General features: G+C 74.4%; 13 protein-coding genes. 3 read left to right on the top strand and 10 right to left on the bottom strand.

All coding sequences use genetic code 11. The features are described from left to right. Positions 1 to 14: 14 nt before the first annotated feature. Positions 15 to 2,204: a bifunctional alpha,alpha-trehalose-phosphate synthase (UDP-forming)/trehalose-phosphatase gene (locus WMF28_RS02840; protein WP_437600490.1), complete on the bottom strand. Its 2,190-nt coding sequence runs from the start codon at positions 2,202 to 2,204 to the stop codon at positions 15 to 17. 100 nt (positions 2,205 to 2,304) lie between these two features. Beyond that, a complete protein-coding gene (locus tag WMF28_RS02835) occupies positions 2,305 to 3,990 on the bottom strand; it encodes a protein kinase domain-containing protein (RefSeq protein ID WP_437600489.1) in 1,686 nt (561 codons plus the stop codon). A gap of 467 nt (positions 3,991 to 4,457) precedes the next feature. Between WMF28_RS02835 and WMF28_RS02830 the strand changes: the two genes are divergently transcribed. Beyond that, positions 4,458 to 5,429 carry a tetratricopeptide repeat protein gene (locus tag WMF28_RS02830; protein ID WP_437600488.1) on the top strand — a complete coding sequence of 324 codons (972 nt, stop codon included), beginning with the start codon at positions 4,458 to 4,460 and terminating at the stop codon, positions 5,427 to 5,429. Between the two features lie 26 nt (positions 5,430 to 5,455). Here WMF28_RS02830 and WMF28_RS02825 read toward each other — a convergent pair whose 3' ends face one another. Beyond that, positions 5,456 to 6,844 (bottom strand): hypothetical protein, encoded by a 1,389-nt coding sequence (locus WMF28_RS02825; protein WP_437600487.1) that lies wholly within the window; start codon positions 6,842 to 6,844, stop codon positions 5,456 to 5,458. 383 nt (positions 6,845 to 7,227) lie between these two features. Here WMF28_RS02825 and WMF28_RS02820 point away from each other — a divergent pair, with 383 nt between their 5' ends. Next, complete coding sequence (locus tag WMF28_RS02820) at positions 7,228 to 8,190, top strand: hypothetical protein (protein ID WP_437600486.1); 963 nt, start codon at positions 7,228 to 7,230, stop codon at positions 8,188 to 8,190. A 37-nt stretch (positions 8,191 to 8,227) separates the two neighbouring features. On the opposite strand, the gene WMF28_RS02815 is transcribed toward WMF28_RS02820, so the two are convergent. The 7 genes from WMF28_RS02815 to WMF28_RS02785 all read right to left on the bottom strand — a co-directional run bounded on the left by WMF28_RS02815 (position 8,228) and on the right by WMF28_RS02785 (position 19,796). After that, complete coding sequence (locus tag WMF28_RS02815) at positions 8,228 to 8,974, bottom strand: hypothetical protein (protein ID WP_437600485.1); 747 nt, start codon at positions 8,972 to 8,974, stop codon at positions 8,228 to 8,230. A gap of 47 nt (positions 8,975 to 9,021) precedes the next feature. Next, complete coding sequence (locus WMF28_RS02810) at positions 9,022 to 11,730, bottom strand: hypothetical protein (RefSeq protein ID WP_437600484.1); 2,709 nt, start codon at positions 11,728 to 11,730, stop codon at positions 9,022 to 9,024. 1,558 nt (positions 11,731 to 13,288) lie between these two features. Continuing rightward, positions 13,289 to 13,996, bottom strand: coding sequence for a YsnF/AvaK domain-containing protein (locus WMF28_RS02805; RefSeq protein WP_437600483.1), 708 nt, complete (start codon positions 13,994 to 13,996; stop codon positions 13,289 to 13,291). Between the two features lie 586 nt (positions 13,997 to 14,582). After that, complete coding sequence (locus WMF28_RS02800; RefSeq protein ID WP_437600482.1) at positions 14,583 to 15,491, bottom strand: hypothetical protein; 909 nt, start codon at positions 15,489 to 15,491, stop codon at positions 14,583 to 14,585. Positions 15,492 to 15,508: 17 nt separating this feature from the next. Continuing rightward, the gene (locus tag WMF28_RS02795) at positions 15,509 to 16,318 is read right to left on the bottom strand and encodes a hypothetical protein (RefSeq protein ID WP_437600481.1); all 810 of its coding nucleotides are present in this window, start codon (positions 16,316 to 16,318) and stop codon (positions 15,509 to 15,511) included. A gap of 326 nt (positions 16,319 to 16,644) precedes the next feature. Next, complete coding sequence (locus WMF28_RS02790; protein ID WP_437600480.1) at positions 16,645 to 18,210, bottom strand: vWA domain-containing protein; 1,566 nt, start codon at positions 18,208 to 18,210, stop codon at positions 16,645 to 16,647. 11 nt (positions 18,211 to 18,221) lie between these two features. Continuing rightward, positions 18,222 to 19,796 (bottom strand): hypothetical protein, encoded by a 1,575-nt coding sequence (locus WMF28_RS02785; protein ID WP_437600479.1) that lies wholly within the window; start codon positions 19,794 to 19,796, stop codon positions 18,222 to 18,224. Between the two features lie 410 nt (positions 19,797 to 20,206). Between WMF28_RS02785 and WMF28_RS02780 the strand changes: the two genes are divergently transcribed. Then, positions 20,207 to 21,109: a DUF58 domain-containing protein gene (locus tag WMF28_RS02780; RefSeq protein WP_437600478.1), complete on the top strand. Its 903-nt coding sequence runs from the start codon at positions 20,207 to 20,209 to the stop codon at positions 21,107 to 21,109.

The following is a 21,109-nucleotide window of genomic DNA, read 5'->3' as shown; positions in this document are numbered from 1 at the left end:
CGCAGCGCGGGCGCTCACGCGACGAGCGCGCGCAAGAAGCGCCGCGCCGCGGCCGGATCGGGCAGCTGAAACGCCGCGGAGCTCGCCCCGCCGCCCACGTGGACGGTGAGGGCCGTGGGGGGGAGCGCCGCGAACAGATCCTCGTCCGTCCTGTCGTCGCCGAGCGCCACAATCATCGCTTCGGGCGTCACCGTCGCCAGCACCCGCGGCACGATCACCCCCTTGTTGACGCCCCGCAGCCGCACCTCCAGCACCTTCCGGCCAGGGATCAGCTCGAGATCGCGCTCGCGCAGCACCTCGTCGAGCTTCGCTGGCACCTCGCGGGCCATGTGGCTGGCGAGCTCCGGGTCGGCAGACCGGTAGTGCCACGCGATCGACACCACCTTCTCCTCGATGAAGCTGCCCGCCGTGCGGTCGACGAAGCCCTGGAGGATGTCGCGGACCCGCGGCTTCCAGTCGAGCGACGCCTCGCGGAGCGCGACCCAGGGCTCGCCGGGGCCGGCGCGGGAGAAGAACCCGTGCTCCGCGTGGAGGCTGATGGGCAGCTCGCCCAGCCACCGCTCGAGGTCCTCGCGCGGCCGGCCGCTCACCACGTGCACCTGCGTCCGCGGGCGCGCCGCGAGCGCGCGCAGGTCGGCGATGAGCTCCTCGTCGGGCGGCGCGAGCTCGGGCATCGCCGCGAGCGGGACGAGCGTGCCGTCGTAGTCGAGCATCACGACGAGCGACGGCGCGCTGCGCGCGCTCGCGATCGTGTTGAGCTGCGGCGCGCCGGCGCGGCGCCGGACCGCACCCACCGCGGGCGCCGGGCTGCACGCGCGCTCGAGATCGCTCAGGAAGCCGTGCGACCAGCGGTGCACGTCGTGCGTGACGACGCGGCGCCGGAGCGCCTGCATCCGGACGCGCTGCTCGGACGGCGGCATGACGAGCGCCCGCTTGATCGTGGCGGCCACCGAGTCGATGTCGTACGGGTTGACCGGGAGCGCCTCGATCAGCTCGGCGGCCGCGCCCGCGAACTCGCTCAGCACCAGGGCGCCGGTGTCGTCGATCCGCGAGGCCACGTACTCCTTGCAGACCAGGTTCATCCCGTCGCGCAGCGGCGTCACCATCATCACGTCGGCGGCGAGGTAGAGCGCGACGACCTCGGACATGGGCATCGACCGGTGCAGGAAGTGGATCGGGACGTCGTCGAGCGTCGCGTAGCTGCCGTTGATGCGGCCGACGAGCTCGTTCACGAGGCGCCGGACGTCGGCGTAGGCGTCCACCTTCTCGCGCGTCGGCACCGCGAGCTGGACGAACCGGACCCGGCTCCGGAGCTCGGGCTCGCTCTCCAGGAAGCGCTCGATGGCGAGCAGGCGCCGCGGGATCCCCTTCGTGTAGTCGAGCCGGTCGATGCCGAGCACGATCTTCCGTCCCGGGGCGCGCTCGCGGATGCGCCGCGCCTCGGCGCGCACCTCCTCGTCCCGGGCGAGCCGCGCGAACTCGTCGACGTCGATGCTGACCGGATAGGCGCCGAGCCGCACCTTCCGCCCCTCGTACGCGAGCGTCTCGAGGTCGGGATCGAGGCCGAGCACGCGCGCGGCGGAGTAGACGAAGTGGTACCGATAGGACGTCGTGTGAAACCCGACGACGTCGGCGCCGAGCATGCCGCGCAGCACCTGCTCCCGCCACGGCAGGCTCCGGAAGACCTCGGCCGCTGGAAACGGGATGTGCAGGAAGAAGCCGATCCGCGCGTCCGGGATGCGCCGGCGCAGCATCGCCGGCACGAGCATGAGCTGGTAGTCGTGGATCCAGACCCGATCGCCCGGCCTGTACCGGGCGACGATCGCCTCGGTGAAGCGCTCGTTCACCTCGCGGTAGCTCTCCCAGTCGCGCCGCGCGTCGAGGTGCACCTTCTCGGTCAGGTAGTGGAACAGCGGCCAGAGGACGCCGTTCGAGAAGCCGTCGTAATAATGGCTCACCTCGGCCGGGGTGAGGTGCACCGGGACGGCGCCGAGCTGCTCGAGCTGCTCCTCGATCGCCTGGCGCTGCTCCGCGCCGAGGCGCGAGACGTCGCCAGGCCAGCCCAGCCAGAGGCCGCCGTGGCGCTCGTGGGGGCCGCGGAGCGCGGTGACCAGCCCGCCCGCCGACGGGACGACGGAGACGTCGCCGTTATCGACGTGGACGGTCACGGGGAGGCGGTTCGAGACGATGAGCAGGCGGGACATGCGCGGCGCGAAGAAGCTAGCGCATGGCGCATGCACCACGCCCACGCGGCGCGGCAAAATCAGGGACGAGCCGAGCGGCTCGTCCGGCGCATCCTGAGCGTTACCGGTCGATCCGGATCGGGGGCGCTGTGTTCTCTGGGGCGGCGGGCTTCGTCGTGGGCGGAGGCGGGACCACGCGAGCAGGCCGTCCCCAGGTCCTCCTGCTGGGCGAGCTGGAAGGCGGATCCTCCGTCTTCGCCGGCGCCTCCACCTGCGCGAGCCTCGCGACGGTCTGCACGGACATCTCCGACGGCCCCTGGATGATGGAGTAGGGCTGGAAGCCTTCCTTCTGCACCGTCAGCCGGCGCGGCGCCGCGCGCACCAGCTCGTTCTCGATCGAGAGCTGCAGCGGGGTCTGCCCGAGCGACTTCCCGTCCTCGAGGACCTCGGCGCCCGGCGGGATCGACTCGATGATGAGCATGAACGAGGCCGCGCCCTTGGGGTCGCTGGGCGCGCTGGTCGGCGCGGGGCTAGCCGCGGGCGGGGGCACGGTCGTCGCCTCGCTCGACGCGGGGTTGCGGGTCAGCACGAACGCGACCGCCGCCACGATGACGGCGCCGATGGCGGCGAGGATCACCGCCTTGCGCCCGGCGGGTCGCGCGTCCTGCGCGCCCGCCGCGCCCTTCGACGCGTCCGCCGTGGTCGCCGCCGCGACCCCCGTCCCGACGCCGGAGGTGCGACCGCTCGCCTCGTCGTCCGTCGCCGGCGCAGGGAGCGTCACCGCCTCCTTGAGCGCCTGCACCGTGGACGAACGCGACGAGATCTGCACGCCGGGCAGCGACTCGAACGACGTGATCTGCGTGCCGCCGAAGGCGGTCGTCACGCCCATGCCGCGGGCGCACTCGCCGAGGCCCTGGATGAGGGCGTCCATCGTCGCGGGCCGTCCGTCCGGATCCTTCGCGAGGCAGCGCATCACGAGCGCCTCGAGCGGCTCCGGGATGTCGACGTCCGGGTTCCGATCCTTCATGCGCGGCACCGGCTGCTGGAGGTGCGCCATCAGGATCTGGATCGACTTCTCGGACTCGAACGGGACCTTCCCGCAGAGCATCTGGTAGAGGATCACGCCCAGCGAGTAGATGTCGGTCCTGAGATCGACCTTGCCGTGCGAGATCTGCTCGGGCGACATGAAGCGCGGCGAGCCGAGGAACGCGCCCTGCTGCGTGAGCTCCTCCGAGTCGTCGCCGAGCTGCTTCACCAGGCCGAAGTCGAGGATCTTGACCGCCTCCTCCGAGTCCTCGTTGGAGACGAGCATGACGTTCGACGGCTTGAGGTCGCGGTGGACGACGCCGTGCTTGTGCGCCTCGCGCAGCCCGCGCGCGATCTGCCGGGCGATGCGCATGGCCTCGGGCGGCGGGAGGCGCCCCTGCCGGCGCACGCGCCGGAAGAGCGTCTCGCCCTCGAGGAACTCCATCGCCATGAAGAACCGGTCCTGATCGTCGGCCTCGATGCGGCCGTAGTCGAAGACGGTGACGATGTTCGGGTGCTGGAGGCGCGCGAGGATGCTCGCTTCGAGGAAGAAGCGCTTGTGGAAGTTCGGGTCGAGCTGCCGCGAGGCCTGGTTCGGGATCAGGACCTTGATCGCCACCGCGCGCCCGAGCGGGAGCTGCTCGCCGCGATAGATCGTGCCCATGCCGCCGGTCGCGAGCATGGACAGGATCTTGAATTTGCTGTTGAGCACCTTCCCGAGCAACGGATCGATCGGCTCGCTGCGCGCTACTTCATCGACGACGTTTTCGTTGGCACTCATATGAACTCCGTCGCCTTCCCCGTGCGGGCGCGGGCGAGCCCTCCCCTCGGTGTCGATGCCTCGCGATGCGTGAGCTTTGACCTCATGATCGTGGGGAGCTTCGGTGCGTGGGGCCGTCGGGGCAGTCTAAACGGAAGAAAAGTCCTTGGCGACCTTTCCTCGATCGCCCCGTTCGCGAGACCGATGGCCCCCTGTCGCAGGCCCCTCCGGGAGCCCTGCCGGCGGCCGTGCGGGAGGCGCTGCACCATGCGCCGAGCGCCATAGCCCCGATCGACGGGAACCGCCAGTTGCTCGCATCGAGCGTCCGCATCCGACCTTCGCACCACGAGATCCTGCCAGGAGATTACACGGCTCCGCGCCCGCGCGATGCTCTTCCGATCGTCCCTGCCTCGCCTCGCCGCCGCGGGCGCCGGACGTCCCCGCCGGCCCCCTCGCCCTGGCGGGCGGGGACGAGGTAGTAGAGGAGGATGCGACCCGATCGCGCCCTATGGCGCTGGTGGAGGGGGAGAGAGTACCGGCGCCTACTCGACGAGGCGGCGTCCGAGCTGGCCGGCTCCCGCCACGCCGAGGCGGAGGCGACGTGCGCGCGGGCGATCGCCGTCGCCGAGGAGATCTTCGGCCCCGGGGACGCCGAGCTGACGGGGCCCCTGTACGCGCTGAGCTCGGCGCAGCTCGCGCAGGGGCGGCTGGACGAGGCGCGCGCGAGCTCGGCGAGGGCGATCGCCATCGCCGAGGCGGCGGGGGCGGGCACGGACCCCCCGCTGCCGAGGCTGCTCGAGCAGCTCGCCGCGATCCTGGAGCGCCGGGGGGCGGCCGAGGACGTCGAGGCGCTCTTCCGCCGGATGCTCGCGGGCTACGACCGGATGCGCGCGCCCGATCCGGTCGAGCTGTCCGCGCTGCTGAACCGGCTCGGCCTGCTGCTCGGCCGGAGGGGGGCGCGCGCCGAGGCGGCACCGCTCTTCCAGCGGGCGATCGCGCTGCGCGAGGGGGCGACCTCCGCCCGCCATCCGCTCGTGGCGGAGGTGCTTTACAACGCGGCCACGTTCCTGGTGGAGGACCGCCCGGCGGCCGAGCGGGAGGCGATGCTCCGGAGGGCGCTGGAGATCGCCGAGGCGGACCCGTCCGTGGAGGGGGCGCTGCTCGCGTCGATCCTCCACAACCTGGCGGTCGCGCGGGAGACGCTCGGGGACGCGGCCGAGGCGGCGGCGCTGTACGAGCGCGCGCTCGCCGCGCGGGAGGCGCTCGTCGGGGCCGCCCACCCGTCGCTCCGGCCGACCCTTGTCCGGCTCGCGCAGGTCCACCACGCCGCGGGGCGGCCCTCCGCGGCGCTGCCGCTCTACGAGCGGGCGTTCGCGCTGGCCGCGGCGGAGCTCGGGTCGGATCACCCGGTGGCCGAGGCGATCAAGGCGTGGATGGACGAGGCGCGGAGCCGGAGCTGACGCGCCGCTCCGCCGACGGTGGGCGATCAGCGCTCGAGCGGCGGGCGATCACCGCCCTCGCGCCAGCGATCAACGAGCTCGGGGAGGACGGTCGAGGCCATCTGGAGCAGGTGCGCCATGTGGTGCTCCGGCGTGTTGCCCCGGAACCCGCGGACGCGGAGCTCGCCCACGCTCGCCTCGGTGGTCGGGACCAGCTGCTTCTCGAGCTTCCTCGAGACAGCGCCCTCGGCCGCGCGCAGCCGCAGGTGCGGGGGGGCGGCCCACGCGGGCGCCCGCTCGACGGGGTGCCCGGCCGCCGCGCCGAGCAGGTAGTCGGCCGTCGCGCTGGAGCTGGCGTACGCGATCGGGTCGATCTCGGAGTGCGTGATCGTGAACAGCATCTGACCCGAGGCGGCGAGCTGCGCCGCGCGCGCGAACGACGCGAGCTGCAGGTTGTTGAGCCCGCTCGGGTGCCCGGGGGCGAAGCCGCAGTGGATGCCGTCCGTGACGAGGATCGCGTCGAGCCGCTCGATGCCGCGGCGGAGCTCGAGGATCTTCGCGATCGCGCCGTAGCCCGCGCTCCACGAGGAGAGCGCGACGCGGCGGAGCCGCGGGGTCGGCAGCCCGCGCTGCGCGAGCGCCCGGTCGATGTCCGCGAGCAGGCTCTCGTACATGCCCGGCTGCGCGTAGTGGTCCTCGTAGGCCCCCGAGCCGATGCCCAGGTTGATGACGGCGACCGCGGCGTTGAGCCCGGCGACCTCGGCGCTCTCGCGGACGAGCTGGGTGCTGCCGTGGAAGTGGAGCACGAGATCGTAGCTCGACCCGGCGGGCGTGAACGTCTCGGGCGTGAAGAGGACGCCGCCGCGGATCGAGGCGTACCCGTCGTGCCGGATCTCGGGCGGCGGCGTCGCCCCTTGCCAGCGCGCGAACACCTCGGGCGCGACGAGCACCTTCGCCGCGGCGCCCTCGCGCGCGGAGCGCGACGCGAGGAGCAGCGCGCGGCTGACGGGCGTCATGGCGCGGAAGGCCTCGGCGTTGACCGGCATCCGCGCGGCGATCCCGCGGGCGGCCAGGACGACGACGACGATCACGGTCGCCGCGGCCAGGACGAACGCCCCGAGGGCGCTCCACCTGCGGGCGCGGCGCTCGTCGGCTGAGGGAGCAGACCAGGAGCCGTACGGTCCGGCCTCGGCCAGGTGCAGCGGCGCCCCCTGCAGCGCCGGATCGCCGAGGCCGGGAGCGAGCCCCTGCTCGAGCGGATCGGGCGCCGCGCCGAGGGACGGCGGATCGAGGAGAGACCCTTGCTCCAGCGAACCGGGCGGCGGGTCGAGGGGAAGACCGCGATCCGGGGAACCCTGGACCACGGTGACAGGCGGCGGCGTGGGCGTCGGCGAGAGGTCCACAGGCGACCTGTCAGCGCGCACGTTTGCCTTCATTCGATGCGCCTCCTCAGCGGGGACGTAGCGCTCGGCCTTCGCTGCCAGGCGCTGCTTCGTCTCGGTGAGCGCGTTGCACATGCGGCGCCGCGCTGCGTTTCTGCTCCTGCCATGAGCCTGGAAGGCGCCGTGGCAGCGGGAGGATCGACCAGCACGGCACGAAGCTCAAGCGGCAACCGTGCCGTACGCGCATATTTAAACGTGACGGTAATGCTGTGTGTCCTGCTGGAACACGCGTGGGTGAGCCCGTCGGGCGGCGAAGCGGGGGGGCGAGAGGGAAGTGCTCGCGGCGGCGCGGGTGAGGTGCGCGCGGTGAACAGAGCACGGCGGCGATGAAACGCGCACTTGCACCGCTCTCCGCCACCCAGCAAGGTGCTCCGCGCTTGTTTCCCCGTGAGGCCCGCTTCCTGCTCGCAGCGACGCTGCTCCACGCTGCCATCCCGTGGCTCTCGCGGATCGCTGGCAGCCCGGCGCCGGCGCTCGTGGCCCGCTCGAGCGGCGCGTACCGCGAGGTGGAGATCGAGGTGCAGCCCGTCGCGCCGCTCGTTCCGCAGCAGGACGAGCCGGACGCGCCGCCGCCGCACGCTCCGGACGGGGCGCGGCCGCGCGAGGCGGCGCCGCTCCTCGGACGGACGGCGCGCCGGGAGCGGCGCGCGCTGGAGGCGCCGGCGCCGCCGGAGGCTCCGGTCGAGCCGCGGGAAGGCCCGGTCGCGCCTCCGCCGCCGGCGGCCGAGTACGGCGGTCCACCGAGCGCCGAGGGGCCGCGGGGCGTGGCAGGGCTCGGCGGCGTGCCGGTGTGGCAGCTGCCCGGCGTGCTGCCGGACCGCGCGCCTCCGCCGCCGGCGCCGACCGCGCCGACCGCGCCGCGGGAGGTCTCGATGGACAGGGCCGGCGAGGTGCTGCGCGACGTGATGCGCGATCGGGACAAGACGCTGGGGCTGGATCTTCCCGCCGCCGGGACGGTCGCGTCCGTGGTGGCGGACGCGGTGCGCGCAGCCGAGACGCCCGCGACGGCGCGCGCGGTGTTCGAGGTGCAGCTGAGCGGCGCCGGCGCGGTGCTCGGGGTGCGCGCGCTGTCGTCGACGGCCGGAGCCGCCGCGCTCTGGGCGCGGGTGGCGCGCGAGGCGGCGGCGCAGCTCGCCGGGCGCGTGCTCGCGATGACCGCCGCGTTCGCCAAGGGCGCGAAGGTCTACGTCACGGTGAGCTCGTCGGTGAAGATGCCGAGCGGCGCCACGTCGGGCGGGATCCACCAGCAGGGCGCGGGCTTCGGGTTCGACGTCTCCGACATCGGCGCGAGCCCCCAACGGCTTGTCCAGTCGAGCTTCCGCGTCGAGGCGATCGACTGAGGCGCGCGGGCGCGCGGCGACACCGCGCGCGACGCGATCAGCGGCCCCGTCGCTCGGTCCAGCGCCGGTAGCGCGCGGCGCTCGCGGCGAGGCCGATCCCGAGCAGCCCGAGCAGGCTCAGCGCCGCGGGGACGCCGGCGAGCCACACGAGCACCGGCAACGGGGGGCGCGTCGGGCAACCGCGCCGCGTGGCGAAGCGGCAGGCGTGCCGCTGCTCGATCGCCTCCGCGGCGGCGCGGACCTCGGGCGCGCCGTCGGGCAGGCCGCGAAGGGCCGCCGAGGCCATCATGTAGGCCGCGGAGGCCGAGCGATCGTGGGCCGGATCCGCCGGTACGCGGTCGTGCACGAGCTCGAGCAGCCGGGCGGCGCGCTGCGCCGGCGCCTGCTCGGCCAGCGCTCCGGCGAGGTGGCGCGCGAGCGCCTCGTCGAACTGCAGGGCGCAGGCGACGGCAAGGTCCTCCCCGAGCGTGAGGTAGACCGTCTCGCCCGACGCCGTCTGGCGGGGCTCCGTGCCGGACACCACGACCGGCCTGCGCAGCGCGACCCGCGCCCCCCGGACACAGCGCGGGACCTTCGGGAGCTCGCGCAGGTGCACCGCGGCGTAGCGCTGGTACGCGACGCCGGCGATCGCGCCGAGCGAGAGCGCAAGCGCGAGGAGCGCGGCGCTCCAGCGCGCGCTGGCGCCGGAGCGCGCGGAGCGGCCGGCGCGCGCTGCCGGCGCAGCGCGCTCCTCGCGCGCTGCCGGCGCGGGAGCGGGCTCGCCGGAGGGCTCTCGTGACGACATGGCCGCGGGTATGAACAGCCGCGACGACGCTGTCAATCGACGCGCTGTCAGGAAGGGGGCGCCGCGCCGGCGAGGCGCGCCACCTGCGCCCAGGTGCGGGCCGCCTCCTCGTGCCCGACCGCGGCCGCGAGCCGCGCCAGGAACTGCGCGCACGCCTGCTCGCCGCGGCGATCCTCGGCCTCGCGAGCGCGCGCGAGGGCGCTCAGCGCCTCGAGCAGGGCGCCTTCCGTGCGGCCCGTGGCGGCCAGCGCGACGCCGTGGGCGAGCAGCGCCCGCGCCCGATGCGAGGGCGACGCGTCGGCCTCCGCCGCGATCCGGAAGCGCCGGAGCGCCTCCTCCTTGGCGCCGCGCCCGAGCGAGATCAGGCCGCTCAGGCGCTCCGCCAGCTCCTGGTGCTCGCCGGTGCGGCGGAGCTCGCCCACGAGCCGCTCCAGCGTGCGGACATCGCCCTGAACCAGCGCCTGCTTGGCCAGCTCGGCGAGGCGGACCGCGATGTCGTTCATCGACAGGACGGGCGACTCCGAGGTCTTCGCGAGCGGATCCCCCGAGGCGTCGTCGAGCGGGAAGTCCTCGTCCAGGGAGGGCACGTCGGGGAAGTCCGCGGGCGCCTCGTCCGGGAGCGCCGGCGCTGCGCCGCCCGGCCGCGACGCGCGGGGCCCGCCGGCGCGCGCGCCGCCGCTCTCGGCCGGCATCGTGGAGCCCCGCCGGCGCGCGGAGCTGTCCGCCGCCGCGCGGAGCGCGTCGGCGCCGGCGGGCTCCGAGGCGGTCGTCGCGCGCTGCGGATCCGGCGCGTCGCCAACCACCTCGATGGGCGTGCGGTAGGTCGGCGGCTGGCTCGAGGTGCTGTCCGGCGCCCCGTCCAGCCGGTGCTCCCTCGCGGTCTCCTGCTCGTCGGCGAACGCGAGCAGCTCGGCGGCCGACGACTCGAGCAGCGCGTCGCCGGCGGCGCGCGCGGCGCGCCCGGCGAGATCGGCCGCGGAGCTCCGGTCGCCCGCCTTCGCGGCGTGAAACGCGGCGTCGGCGAGGCCGAGCACGCCGGCGTGATCCTCGACCACGCGCGCCGCGGCGAGGTGCCACGCGGAGCGCTCGCCCGGCGGGACGGCCGCGAGCAGGGCGTCGCGCAGCGTGCGCGAGGAGAGCTTCAGCCAGCCCGGCTCCGGCCGGAAGGCCCAGCCGGCGCCGAGCAGCGCCGCCTGGACCGCGGTGACCTTCGGGGCGCCGGTGCCGTCGCACAGCGCCTCGATCGCCGACTCGGACGCGTCGCCGCCGAGCGTCGCGAGCGCGGTGAGGACGGTGCGATGGCCGATCGCGAGCAGGCGCAGGCGGCCCTCGATCGCGCGGGACGCGGGCGGCGCCGCGAGCTCGGCGCCGGTCATGGTGCGCGCGGGCCTGCCCCGCCCGGCGCTGCGCCGGCGCGGCGCGACGCTCCTGCCGATCCAGCGCAGCGCGCCGCTCTCCAGCGCCTCGCAGATCAGCTCGCGCAGGGCCAGCGGGAAGGGCGGCGCGCGCGCCGCCCACCGGCGCGCGCCCGCCTCGTCGATGCAGCCGTCGAGGAAGCGGCGGACGAGGTCCTGGGCGCCCGCGGCGGAGAGCGGCCCCAGCGCGACCGTCGCGGCGGGGGTGAGCGCGGTGAGGGGCGCGGGGAGCGGCTCCGCGCGCCCGAGCCGGACGACGGCGCGCAGGCCGCCCATCTCGAGCGCGATCGCGATCGCCTCGAGGCTCGCGGCGTCGACCTCGACGGCGTCGTCGACGGCGACAAGGCCGGAGCGGGCGCCTTCGGGGGCGAGCCACGCGGCGATCACCTCGGCGGCGCGCCACGGCTCGACGCCCTCGCCGGCGATGAGCCGCGCGAGCGCGGGCGTCAGGCGATCCGGGAGCGCCGGCGCGCGGCCCTTCTCGGTGCGGGGCGCCGCGCGCACGAGGGCGCGCCGGAGCGCGCCGAACGGCTCGCGCGAGGCCCCGATCGGCGCGACGAAGAGGCTCCGCGACGGGGCGAGGGCCCTGAGCAGCTCCAGGAGCAGCCGCGAGCCGCCGGCGCCGGGCTCGGCGCGGACGATCGCGAGGGAGCCGGGGGGCACGGCGAGCGCGGCGAGCTCGCCGTCGCGGCCGCTCAGGGGCGGCTTGCAGAGGCGCGCCACGCTCTCGGCGACCTGCCGGCGCAGCGGCTGCTGCGCGTCGAGGCGCAGGCCGCGCACCCGGCGCGCGCCGTCGACGCCGCGGTGGATGCCGAGGGTCATGAGCTCGCCCGAGAGCACGGCCTGGAGCGCGGGATCGAGGAGCACGTCGCCCGGGAGCGCGACGCGGGCGAGCATGACGGCGACGAGCAGCGGCTGCCCCCACGAGAGCGCGGTGAAGCGCCCCGCCTCGCCGACGTAGGTCATCTCCCCCTGCGCGATGCCGACCGCGAAGCGCGCGTCGGGGTGCACGGACGCGTCCTCCGCGGCGAGCGCGGCGAGCAGCACGGCCTCCTCGATGTCCTCGGGGCTGAACTCGAAGGAGAAGGTCTGCGCGCTCCAGGCGCACAGGGTGGCGCCGAGCGCCTCGGCGCGCTTCTTCAGCGCGAGCGCCCGCGCGAGGTAGCTCTCCTCGCCGCGCGGCGCGCGGCGAGGGTCGCGCGCCGCGCCCCGGTGGCGCGACGGCGGCCCCGGCGCGCGCGTCGCGCCGCGGCGGCCGGGCCACGGCACGACCGCGTCCGTGCTGTCCGGCTGCGAGAGGGCCGCAGTACCTCGAAAGGACACGACGATGCGCTCCGGCATTGCGGCGAGTGTAGCGGGGCGCGGAAAGCGCGTGGGTGGTTCTTGGCGTGCGCGCGCGCACGCGCGGGTACGATGGATCCTGGATGCGATGGTCCTCCCTGCGCGTCGTGAGGCCGCGATCTCGCCCGGTGCGCGCCGCGGCGCTCGTCGCCGCGGCGCTCGCGGCGGTACCCTCCCCTGCCGCTGCGAACGGCGTCTTTCCCTCGGCGGACCAGCTCGTGTTCGACCCGGCAGACCCGGCGCGCGCCGTAGCCCGGATGACGTACGGCCTGCTGGCCACGCGGGACGGGGGCGCGAGCTGGCGCTGGATCTGCGAGGGCGCCGTCGGGTACGACGACACGGGCGGCGCGGCTCCGCCCATCGCGGCGGCGGAGGGCGGCAGGGTGCTCGCCGCGCTGAGCGACGGGATCGCGGTCGGCGCCGAGGGCGGCTGCGCCTGGGCGCGCGCCGCGGAGCTCGCGGGGAAGGCGGTGCTCGATCTCTCGGTGCGGCAGGGCGACCCGTCGCACGTCGTCGCGGTGGCCGCGGGGACCCGGCACGCCCTCTGGGCGTCGCGCGACGGCGGCGCGCGCTGGGCCAGCGCGGGGACGCCGCTCCCGGCGGGCTTTCAGGCGCGGACGGTCGACGTCGCGCCCTCGGATCCGCAGCGGGTCTACGTGAGCGGCCTCGCGACCGGAAGCGGACCGGTCAAGGGGGTGATCGCGCGCTCGGCCGACGGCGGAGCGACGTGGGAGACCGCGGTGGTGCCGGGGAGCACGACGTCGCGCGAGCCCTACATCGCGGGGGTCGATCCGCTCGACGCCGACGTGCTGTACGTGCGGGTCGCGAGCGCGCCGGGGCGCCTGTTCGTCTCGACGGACGGCGGGGCGGCGTTCGAGCCGGTGTTCGAGACGCAGGGCTTCGTGCGCGCGTTCGCGATCTCGCCGGACGGCGCGACGGTGGCGGTGGGCAGCGACGTCGACGGCGTCTTCCGCGCGCCCTCGTCGACGCTCGCGTTCGAGCGCGTCTCGAGCGTCGCGCCGCGCTGCTTCACCTGGACGGAGGCGGGCCTCCACGCGTGCGCGAGCGAGTTCCTGGACGACTTCACGATCGGCCGCTCGCTCGACGGCGGCGCGACGTTCGAGCCGCTGCTCCGGCAGGCGTGCATCCGTGGCCCGCTCGGCTGCGCGGCGACCACGGCGGTCGGGGCGCTCTGCCCGACGGACTGGCCGCGCGTCGCGCTGATGACGAGCCACCGCGACTGCACGCCGGACGCCGGCTCCCCCGCGGCCGGCAGCGGAACGAGCGCCGGCGCGACCGGCGCGGCCGGCGCGACGGCCGCGAGCGGCGTCGGCGGAGGGACGGCCGCGAGCGGCGGCGGAGGCGCGAGCGCCGGGGGTACGGGCGGAGCGCCCGATGCGCCGGGCGGCGGGGCGCTGCCTGCCGGCGGGGCGCGGTTGGGCGACGGAGGCTGCGGCTGCCACACCGGCAGCGCAGGCGGGGGCTGGGCCGGCGCCCTCGCCGCCGCGTGCATGGCGGCGGCCGCCGCCGCGCGACGGCGCGATGATGACGTGAGCGCTCAGCTCCGCCTGCCGCCCGTCCCGGTGGCCCGCTCCGGCGGCATCTGCTCGGGCAGGGTGGCCGGTGTCTCGTCCAGCGTGTCCTCGCGCCGCACCTGCCCTTCGGTCCGGATCTCGGCCTCCTCGCGACGGACCGTCGCCCGCGCCTGCGCCTGCTCCTGAACGACCTCCTTGCTGATCCGGAGCTCTTCCTTCACCACGGGCCGCTTCGAGATCTCCACCTGCTCCTCGCGGACGGGGATGCTGATCGACCCCTCTTCGACCGTCGTCCCGGGCGCGACCGGACGCGCTCCGCTCGCGGGGACGCGCTCGACGTGCACGACCTCGCGCGCCACGGGCACGGAGACCTGCTTCTCCTCGGTCACGACCTCCTTCCTGACCTGGACCCGACCGACCTCCTTCACCGTCTTCCCGGCCGTGATCTCCTCCTCCACGAGCGGCACGCGGATCTCACCGCCCGCCGAGATCCCCTCGGCCCCGCGCCCCTGGTCGCGGCCACCGGCGAGCTGGTCGCGGGCGTGGGTCAGGATGATGTCCCCGTCCCGGATGCCGGCCACCTCGTCGTAACGCACGGCGTACTCCGTCGGGAAGAAGAAGCCCTTCTCGATCTCGAACGTGTCCACGTCGAGCCGCGTCACCTTGCCCAGCTTCTCGCCGTCCGAGCTCCGGACGACCATTCCACGCGTGATCTCCTGTTGCTTCACCATATCTACCCCCAACCCGGAATTCTCCGGCCCGGCATCGTGAGGGGCGCCGGCGGCACGGGCCGCTCGGCCCCCGCTGTGCTGCGCTCTCTCGGCCAACCGATCTCGTGGCGAGCTCTTTCTCGCCTCGTCCCGGGTCGCGGCCCCCTCCGGTGTCCCTCCCCGCCATGCAATCGTCATGCAATCCGAACGTCGGTCCTCCTGACGTCGCCGTGGCTCCGGACACCGACTTTGCCGAAAGCGCGCCGCCGCGCCCGTCTTGCCGAAAGCGCGCCGCCGCGCCCGTCTTGCCGAAAGCGCGCCGCCGCGCCCGTCTTGCCGAAAGCGCGCCGCCGCGCCCGTCTTGCCGAAAGCGCGCCGCCGCGCCCGTCTTGCCGAAAGCGCACCGCCGCGCCCGTTCGGCCCCGTGCGTCGCGGTTACAGCGGCGCGACGCTCGATCCGCTGCTCCAGCAAACGTGCCTGCGCGGCGGGCCCGGGCGCGCGGCCGGTACGGCGGTGCGCCCTCTGCCCGTCGGGCCGCGCTTCACCGGGAGCTCGACGCGGCTCGGCCCGACGTTCGGTCCCGGGGCTCCGTCGCTCGAAGAGGTGTCAGGGAGCGATGACGACCCGCCGCGCGGCGGTCGCGCGATCGCCGTTCGGGTCCTCCAGGGCGATCTCGACGTCGAGCGCTCGGCCCCGGACGGCATCGACCATGAGGCCTCGATCCACCTGGAAGCGTATGCCGTAGATCTCGCAGAGGTCTCCCGCTGCTCTGTGCAGCGTGACCTGCGCGGTGAAGGGACGCAGCTCGAACTCGAGCTCGCGGAAGTAGCCCCCTACCCTCAGGCGCGAGCCCATCTGCCGGAGGCCGGTCACGCGCAGCGCGAGCCACACGTGGTGACCTCCTTGAGGGCCCGCCTCGATCGGCACCACCTCGCCCTCTTCGAGGGGGGCGAACGCGCTCTCCCCCTGCCCGATCATGATCTCCGGATCGCCCGAGGAGGGCGTCTTGCACGCGTCGCTTGCCGACGCGATCCACATCGGGTCGTGGTCGGCGAGGGCGGACGGGGCGACGAAGGGGTCGACGCACGCCCCCGCCGCGCAGGTCGCGCCGGCCGCGCAGGAGACCGCGGAGCACTCCTCGTCGAGCGAGACGGGCAGGAGCAGCCGCCGCCCGCCGACCGCGCGGGTCACAGCCCTCCGCGTCACGATCGCCGCTGCGTCGCCGTCGCGGAACGCCGCGACGGACAGCTCGACCTCCGCACCGTCGTGCGCCGGCGCGACCGGGAGCTCCGCCGGGAGCGACAGCTCGCCCCCGCCGTACGAGAGGCGCTCGGCGCGCGTGACGACGCCATCCACCTTCGTGGTGCTCTCGATCTCATCGATCTCGAAGCCGATCGCCATATCCGTCGTCAGGCCGACCACCACGAGCGCGTCGGCGTCCTCGCTCCCGCAGCCCGAGGCGCCGAGGGCGAGCAGCGCGAGCACCGCGCGCAGCGGCTGGGAGGTCGGCCGCACGATCACCTGGTACCGGCTCAACTCGACGCGTGCGAGGACCGCTTGCGCCGCCGGGCGAGCCAGCCTGCCGCCGCGGCGAGCGCGGCGAACGGCGCGACAAGGGAGGCCTTGTTCCCCGGGCCGGCGGCGCACATGCCGGCGGACAGATCTCCGCTCACGCCGTCTGGACCGATGGTGACCTCCGCCTCGGCCTTCACGGAGACGCCCTGCGCGAGCAGCGCTTTCACGCACGCCGGGACCTGCGATCCGGAGATGACGTACGTCCCATCGCAGAAGAGCGCGCCGTCCCCGCTGCAGGAAGCATCGCAGTTCGCGCGGAACTCGTGCTCGCAGTCCTCGAAGATCTCGTCCTGGCAGGTGGTCTGGCAGTCCATGTTCGCGCCGGCCGTGCACGAGCCGCCGCAGCACTCGATACAGTGCTGATAGCAGTCTCCATCGACCGTCACGCACTGGGCGTCGCACTCGCTGTCGCAGTTCGCGTCCCACGTCGCGGCGCACTGCGCGACGTCGGCGGCGCCGGAGCACTTGGCGTCCCGCTCGGTGGTGCACTCGACGAAGCAGTTATGGGAGCAGATGACTATGACGCCGTTGGCGCAGTCCGTCGAGCACTGCGTGGTGCAGCCGTCCGTGCAGGTCGCCTCCGCCGAGAGGGAGCACTCCGTCTTGCAGACCGGCACGAGCTTCGTGGCGCACGCCGTCTTGTAGATCCCGAGCTCGCTGCAGCCCGCCGAGCACTCGGCCGTGACGCGCAATTCACAGTTCGACAGCTCGTCGAAGCGAATGTTGCCGCATTCCTCGACGCCGGCGCTCGCGGGGAGAGCGGCCATCAGACATACGATGATACTCGCCAACCCAAGAACGCTGGATATTCGCACGATGAATTCTCCTTCTCGAACGGCCGCAAACACAGGATCCTACACAAGGTAATTACCGCCAGGGAAGCGCTATTTGCGCGGTGCCCGTTCGCGGCGCGCGGGGAGCGTTTCGTTTCGTTCCAGGGTTCCAGGGTTCCAGGACGCGCCGAGACAGTCCGAGCGCGCCAGTGAACGCCTGTTGATAGGCTCCACGTGAATGCCGGGCCACAGCATCGCCCGGCGCGCGCTGGCCCCCGCGGCGGATCACCGCCGCGGGGGCCTCGCGAAGACCGCGTGATTCAATCGGCGGGCCAGGGGTTCGGCGGCTCCGCGGGCGTGTAGGGCTGCACGTCCGCTTCCACCGTGATGAGGTTCTCGATGAACAGGTTGACGTAGCGCAGGTCGTCCTCCACATCCGGGTCCGGGTGCTCCTCGAGCCACGCCTCGACGTTCGGGCGCAGCGCCTCGAGCGTGCGCCGCGCGGTGCGGGGATCGGCGTCGGCGGCGAGCTGGGCGGCGAGCTTGAACCCGGCGTAGAGGTTCAGCATCACGAAGCCCTTCTCGACGGTATCACCGGAGAAATAGCCGCCCTCCGGGGGCGCGTCGGGCGTGCTCGGCGCCTCGATGTCCACCTGCTGCGCGTGGGTCTCGCCCGTCAGCGGGTGCTTCCACGACAGCGCGAGGGAGCCCACGGCGTGGGGATCGTCGACGCCCTGCTGATCGGGCTTCGGCACGAGCTCGAGCACGATGGCGCCGCCGCCGCCGCGCCGGCCGGAGCCGACGGGCTCCGAGGCGCTGGTCCGGCCGGCGAGGAAGAGGCTCGGGATGTGCACGGCCCCGCCGCGCTCACCGCCCTGCCAGCCGTTCGTGCCGTAGGCGCCGCGCACGACGTAGCCGTCGCCCACGGCGACGTCGAGCTCGACGTCGAGCGCCAGGGGCACGAGGAACGTCTTCACCTCCTCCGTGAACACCTCCTCCACGGCCTTCGGGTCCTCGAGGAAGTAGAAGTTGCCGGCGCCGACCTCGCTGATCCCGCGCATCGCGCCGACGTCGAACTCCGCGCCGACGCCGACGGCCGTGACGCCGATCCCCTTCTCCGCGTACCCCCGCGCGAGCGACACGAGCCGCTCCGGAGAGGTGAGCCCGGTGGTGGCCACGCCGTCGGACAGGAAGATCACGCGGTTCTGCCAGGCCGGATCGAGGTGCCGCTCCGCGACCGCGAACGCGGTGAAGAGCCCCTCGTAGAGGTTTGTCGACCCGGCGGCGACGAGGCCCTCGAACGCCTCGGTGAGCGCCTCCCGGTCCGAGCCCTCCGCCTGCTCCAGGACGACCTCGGCGGTGTTCGAGTAACGGACGAGCGAGATCCGGTCGGTCGGCCCGAGCGCGTCGATCATCTCGACGAGCCCCGCCTTCAGGTAGGCGATGGGGTCGCCCAGCATCGAGGCGCTCGTGTCGACCGCGATGACGAGGTGCAGCGGCGGCCGCTCGAGCGCGCCGAGGTCCACGGGCGAGTTCATCCCGATCTGGATGAGCGTGCAGGGCGACCCGCTGATCATGTTGCCCATGATCCCGAGCAGGCCGTGCATGCACACGTCGTCGCCGCAGGCCGCGGCCGGGTAGTCGAGCTTGTGCTCGGCGAAGAAGCCGACGTCGTCGAGCGTGTCCGGCCCGGGGATCTCGCCGTCCTCCAGGATCTGGCGGAACAGGCCGAAGTCCTGCGAGCCGCCCTGGGAGACGCCCACGCTGCCCGGGGGCCCCTCGGGCGAGACGAATTCGCCGGAGCTGCTCTCGTCGGAGCCGCAGCCGATCGCGCCGAGCGCCGCGGCGGCGCCGAGCGCGAGGACATGATGGATTCGAAGCTTCATGGCGTGATCTCCTACGGCGCCGCGGCGGCGGCGATCCAGACCGACTCGAGCAGGCGGGGTTGATCGATGGGAGCGGTGAAGCACTCCGCGTTGCGGACGGGCATGTCCTCGGCGCGCACGACGAGGAGCGTCTCGGCGCCCTCGGCGAGCGCCGCGCTCTCTCCGGCGCGCAGGGACACGACCCCGGAGACGCCGTCGCCGAGGAGCGACACCTCGAGCGGCGCGACAAGGCTGCCGCACGCGTCGTGGAACCCTCTGCAGCCCTTGAGCGGGGTGAGCTCGGCCAGGAAGTCGGTGGACGCCTGCCGGCCGACCATCGATCCGCGGGCGAGCACGTTGCCTTGCAGCACGAGCACGGCGTGCGTCTCGCTCTCGATGTGGATGCCGCGCGCGAGCGCCCGCTCGTCCTCCGGGCGCTCCGGATAGTCGCCGCCGTCGATCGCGACCCGGCTCACGTGGAGGAGCTCGCCCTCGCTGAACGGGATCGCCTCCGCGGGAGCGCAGAGGAAGAACATATCGCCGCGATCGCCGCGCTCGAGCGCGAGGGCGTGGCACCCGTCCGGAGACGACGTGATGCCGGTGAGGACCGCCGCCTCGGAGACGGGCAGGGTCCAGTCGAGGCGGCTCCCCTGGGTGGAGACGCCGCACGCGTCCGCCGGCGGCCGGGGCTCGGCGGGCGGCGCGTCGAACACCGCCGGGTGCTCGGCGAGCTCGAGCCTGGCCCCGGCGCGCTGCAGCGCGAGCATCCGATCCGGCAGCGAGTTCTCCGTCGTGGTGACGAGGAGCTGCTCCGGGAACTGCTCCGCCGACCACGCGAGCAGCGTGAGCGGCAGCCCGTCGGCGTCGATCAGGTAGGCGTCGCACCCCGCGTTGCGCAGGGGGAGCGCGCGGCCGGGCGCGATGAGCCAGGTCTCGGCGTTCGCGAACAGATCGCGCGAGAGGGTGCCCGCCGGATCGGCGAGCATGGCGCTGCAGTCGACCCGCGCCGACTCCCGGAGCCGGCGCACGCGGAAGAGCTGCTCGGTCTCGGTCGCATTGCCGATCACGAGCGACGCGATCTCCTGCGGCTGCGGCGGCAAGCAGCCCTCGGCCTCGCCGCACGGAGGCGGCTCGTAGCTCGTGGCCACGCACGAGAGGCTGCCCGCCATCAGCGCCAGCCGGTGCGCGATCGGGCGCTGCGCGGGCTCGGGCCGCCGCGCGGCCTCGCCGAGCACCCGGTACGACACGAGGAGCACCGGCAGCGCGAGGAGGTCGGTCGGGTCGACGGTGATGCGCCACGGGAGCGGCGTGAGCGCCATGAGCCCCTCGACCGCGCGAGCGGCCTCCGGAGCGAGCTTGATGGCGGAGAAGACGGCGCCGGTGGCGACGTGCGCCCCGAGGAAGCCGCGGCGCGAGGAGACCCGGAGCAGCGAGGCGAGGACCGCGGGCGCGACAAGCAGCCCGGCGAAGTCGCTGAGCTTTCCGGTCACCCATCCGGGGAGCAGGCCGGATCCCTTGAGGGCGTGATCGTTGAGGACGAGGAGCGCGAGGGCTCCTAGCCACAGGGGGTGAAGGAGCGATCGATACGAGCGCAGATCTCGATGCATCAGAGCTGTCCTTCCGTGCGATGAGGGGCCAGCACGGTGGCCAAGCAAGCGAGCGAGCGGCTTGCCGAGGACCGCCCCGAAGCAAGGGGTATACCCCGAAAAAATATTCACAAAATCAATAGGTTAGGCGACGACACAGCGGCGCGCCCCCTGACGCCGATGTCACGCGGCCGGTCCGCGCGACGGGTGCGCCGGGGCGCCCGCGTCCCGGGCCCTCGGGCCGGATCGGAGGGCGAGCGTCGTCGGCGTGAGCTTCGGCGATATCCCCCTCGCCGACGGGGGAAAGGGTTTGAGGAAAACAGCGCGGCAGCCGTGGGCCGGGCCCGCCCGCCGCCTCTCTCGGCGCGCGGGCGGCCGTTCCTCCGCGGCCCGCTGGCACCTCCGCCCGCGCCGAGGTCTACTCGTCTCCGGTGCTCCGCTCCTCTTCTTCCGATTCCGCTTCCGGGCCGCTCCTCGGCGCGAGCTTCGTCCGCGAGCTCGAGGTCCTGCGGCGGCGGCTCGAGATCCGCGCCCGCTCCGGGGGCGCCGGCGAGCACCTCGCGCGGCGCCGCGGCGGGTCGGCCGAGTTCGAGGAGCACCGGGCGTACGCGCCCGGCGACGACATGCGGCGCATCGACTGGGCCGCCTACGCGCGCACCGGTGAGCCGGTGCTCAAGCTGTTCCGCGCCGAGGAGGACGTCATCGCCCGGATCGTGTGCGACGCGTCGGCGTCGCTCGACTTCGGGGAGCCCACGAAGCTCGACGCCGCCCGGCGGCTCGCGGCCGCGATCGGCTACATGTCGCTCGCGCGCTCCGAGCGCGCGCAGCTCTTCGTGGCGGGCGACGGCATCGCCCGCGAGCACGCGCCGGTGCGCGGGCGCGCCGGGCTGGCCGCGCTCCTCCGCGCCCTCGACGGCGTGAAGGCGGCCGGCGGGACCCACCTCGCCCGGGCCATCGACGCCGTCGTGCGGCAGAGCGCCCGGCCGGGCCTCCTCTGCGTCGTCTCCGATTTCTTCGACCCCGGCCCCGTCACCGCCGCCCTCGGGCGCGCGGCGCAGGCGGGCCACGACGTCGCGGTCCTCCAGGTCGTCGCCGCCGAGGAGCTCGCGCCGAGCTTCGAGGGGGACCTGACGCTCGAGGACGCCGAGACCGGGGCGCTCGTCGACGTCACCATGGACGCCGCGGCCCTGGCCGCCTACGCGGCGCGCTTCGCCGGCCTGTGCGAGGCGCTGCGCGGCTGGGCCCGCCGCCACGGGGCGACGTACGTGCGGGCGCGAAGCGACGAGCCGCTCGAGGGCGCCGTCCGCCGCTTCGTCTCGAGGAGCGTCGACTGA

This window comes from Sorangium sp. So ce590, assembly GCF_051521365.1.
In the GTDB taxonomy this organism is placed as follows: domain Bacteria; phylum Myxococcota_A; class Polyangia; order Polyangiales; family Polyangiaceae; genus Sorangium.
Note: the sequence above shows the minus strand (reverse complement) of the source record. Positions and strands in the feature narration are given on the sequence as shown.

Bases quoted from the DNA above. Each gene is read 5' to 3' on its own strand.
- WMF28_RS02840 (WP_437600490.1), bottom strand. From the start codon at position 2,204: ATGTCCCGCCTGCTCATCGTCTCGAACCGCCTCCCCGTGACCGTCCAC.
- WMF28_RS02830 (WP_437600488.1), top strand. From the start codon at position 4,458: ATGCGACCCGATCGCGCCCTATGGCGCTGGTGGAGGGGGAGAGAGTAC.
- WMF28_RS02835 (WP_437600489.1), bottom strand. From the start codon at position 3,990: ATGAGTGCCAACGAAAACGTCGTCGATGAAGTAGCGCGCAGCGAGCCG.
- WMF28_RS02795 (WP_437600481.1), bottom strand. From the start codon at position 16,318: ATGGCCGCTCTCCCCGCGAGCGCCGGCGTCGAGGAATGCGGCAACATT.
- WMF28_RS02810 (WP_437600484.1), bottom strand. From the start codon at position 11,730: ATGCCGGAGCGCATCGTCGTGTCCTTTCGAGGTACTGCGGCCCTCTCG.
- WMF28_RS02825 (WP_437600487.1), bottom strand. From the start codon at position 6,844: ATGAAGGCAAACGTGCGCGCTGACAGGTCGCCTGTGGACCTCTCGCCG.
- WMF28_RS02785 (WP_437600479.1), bottom strand. From the start codon at position 19,796: ATGCATCGAGATCTGCGCTCGTATCGATCGCTCCTTCACCCCCTGTGG.
- WMF28_RS02790 (WP_437600480.1), bottom strand. From the start codon at position 18,210: ATGAAGCTTCGAATCCATCATGTCCTCGCGCTCGGCGCCGCCGCGGCG.
- WMF28_RS02805 (WP_437600483.1), bottom strand. From the start codon at position 13,996: ATGGTGAAGCAACAGGAGATCACGCGTGGAATGGTCGTCCGGAGCTCG.
- WMF28_RS02815 (WP_437600485.1), bottom strand. From the start codon at position 8,974: ATGTCGTCACGAGAGCCCTCCGGCGAGCCCGCTCCCGCGCCGGCAGCG.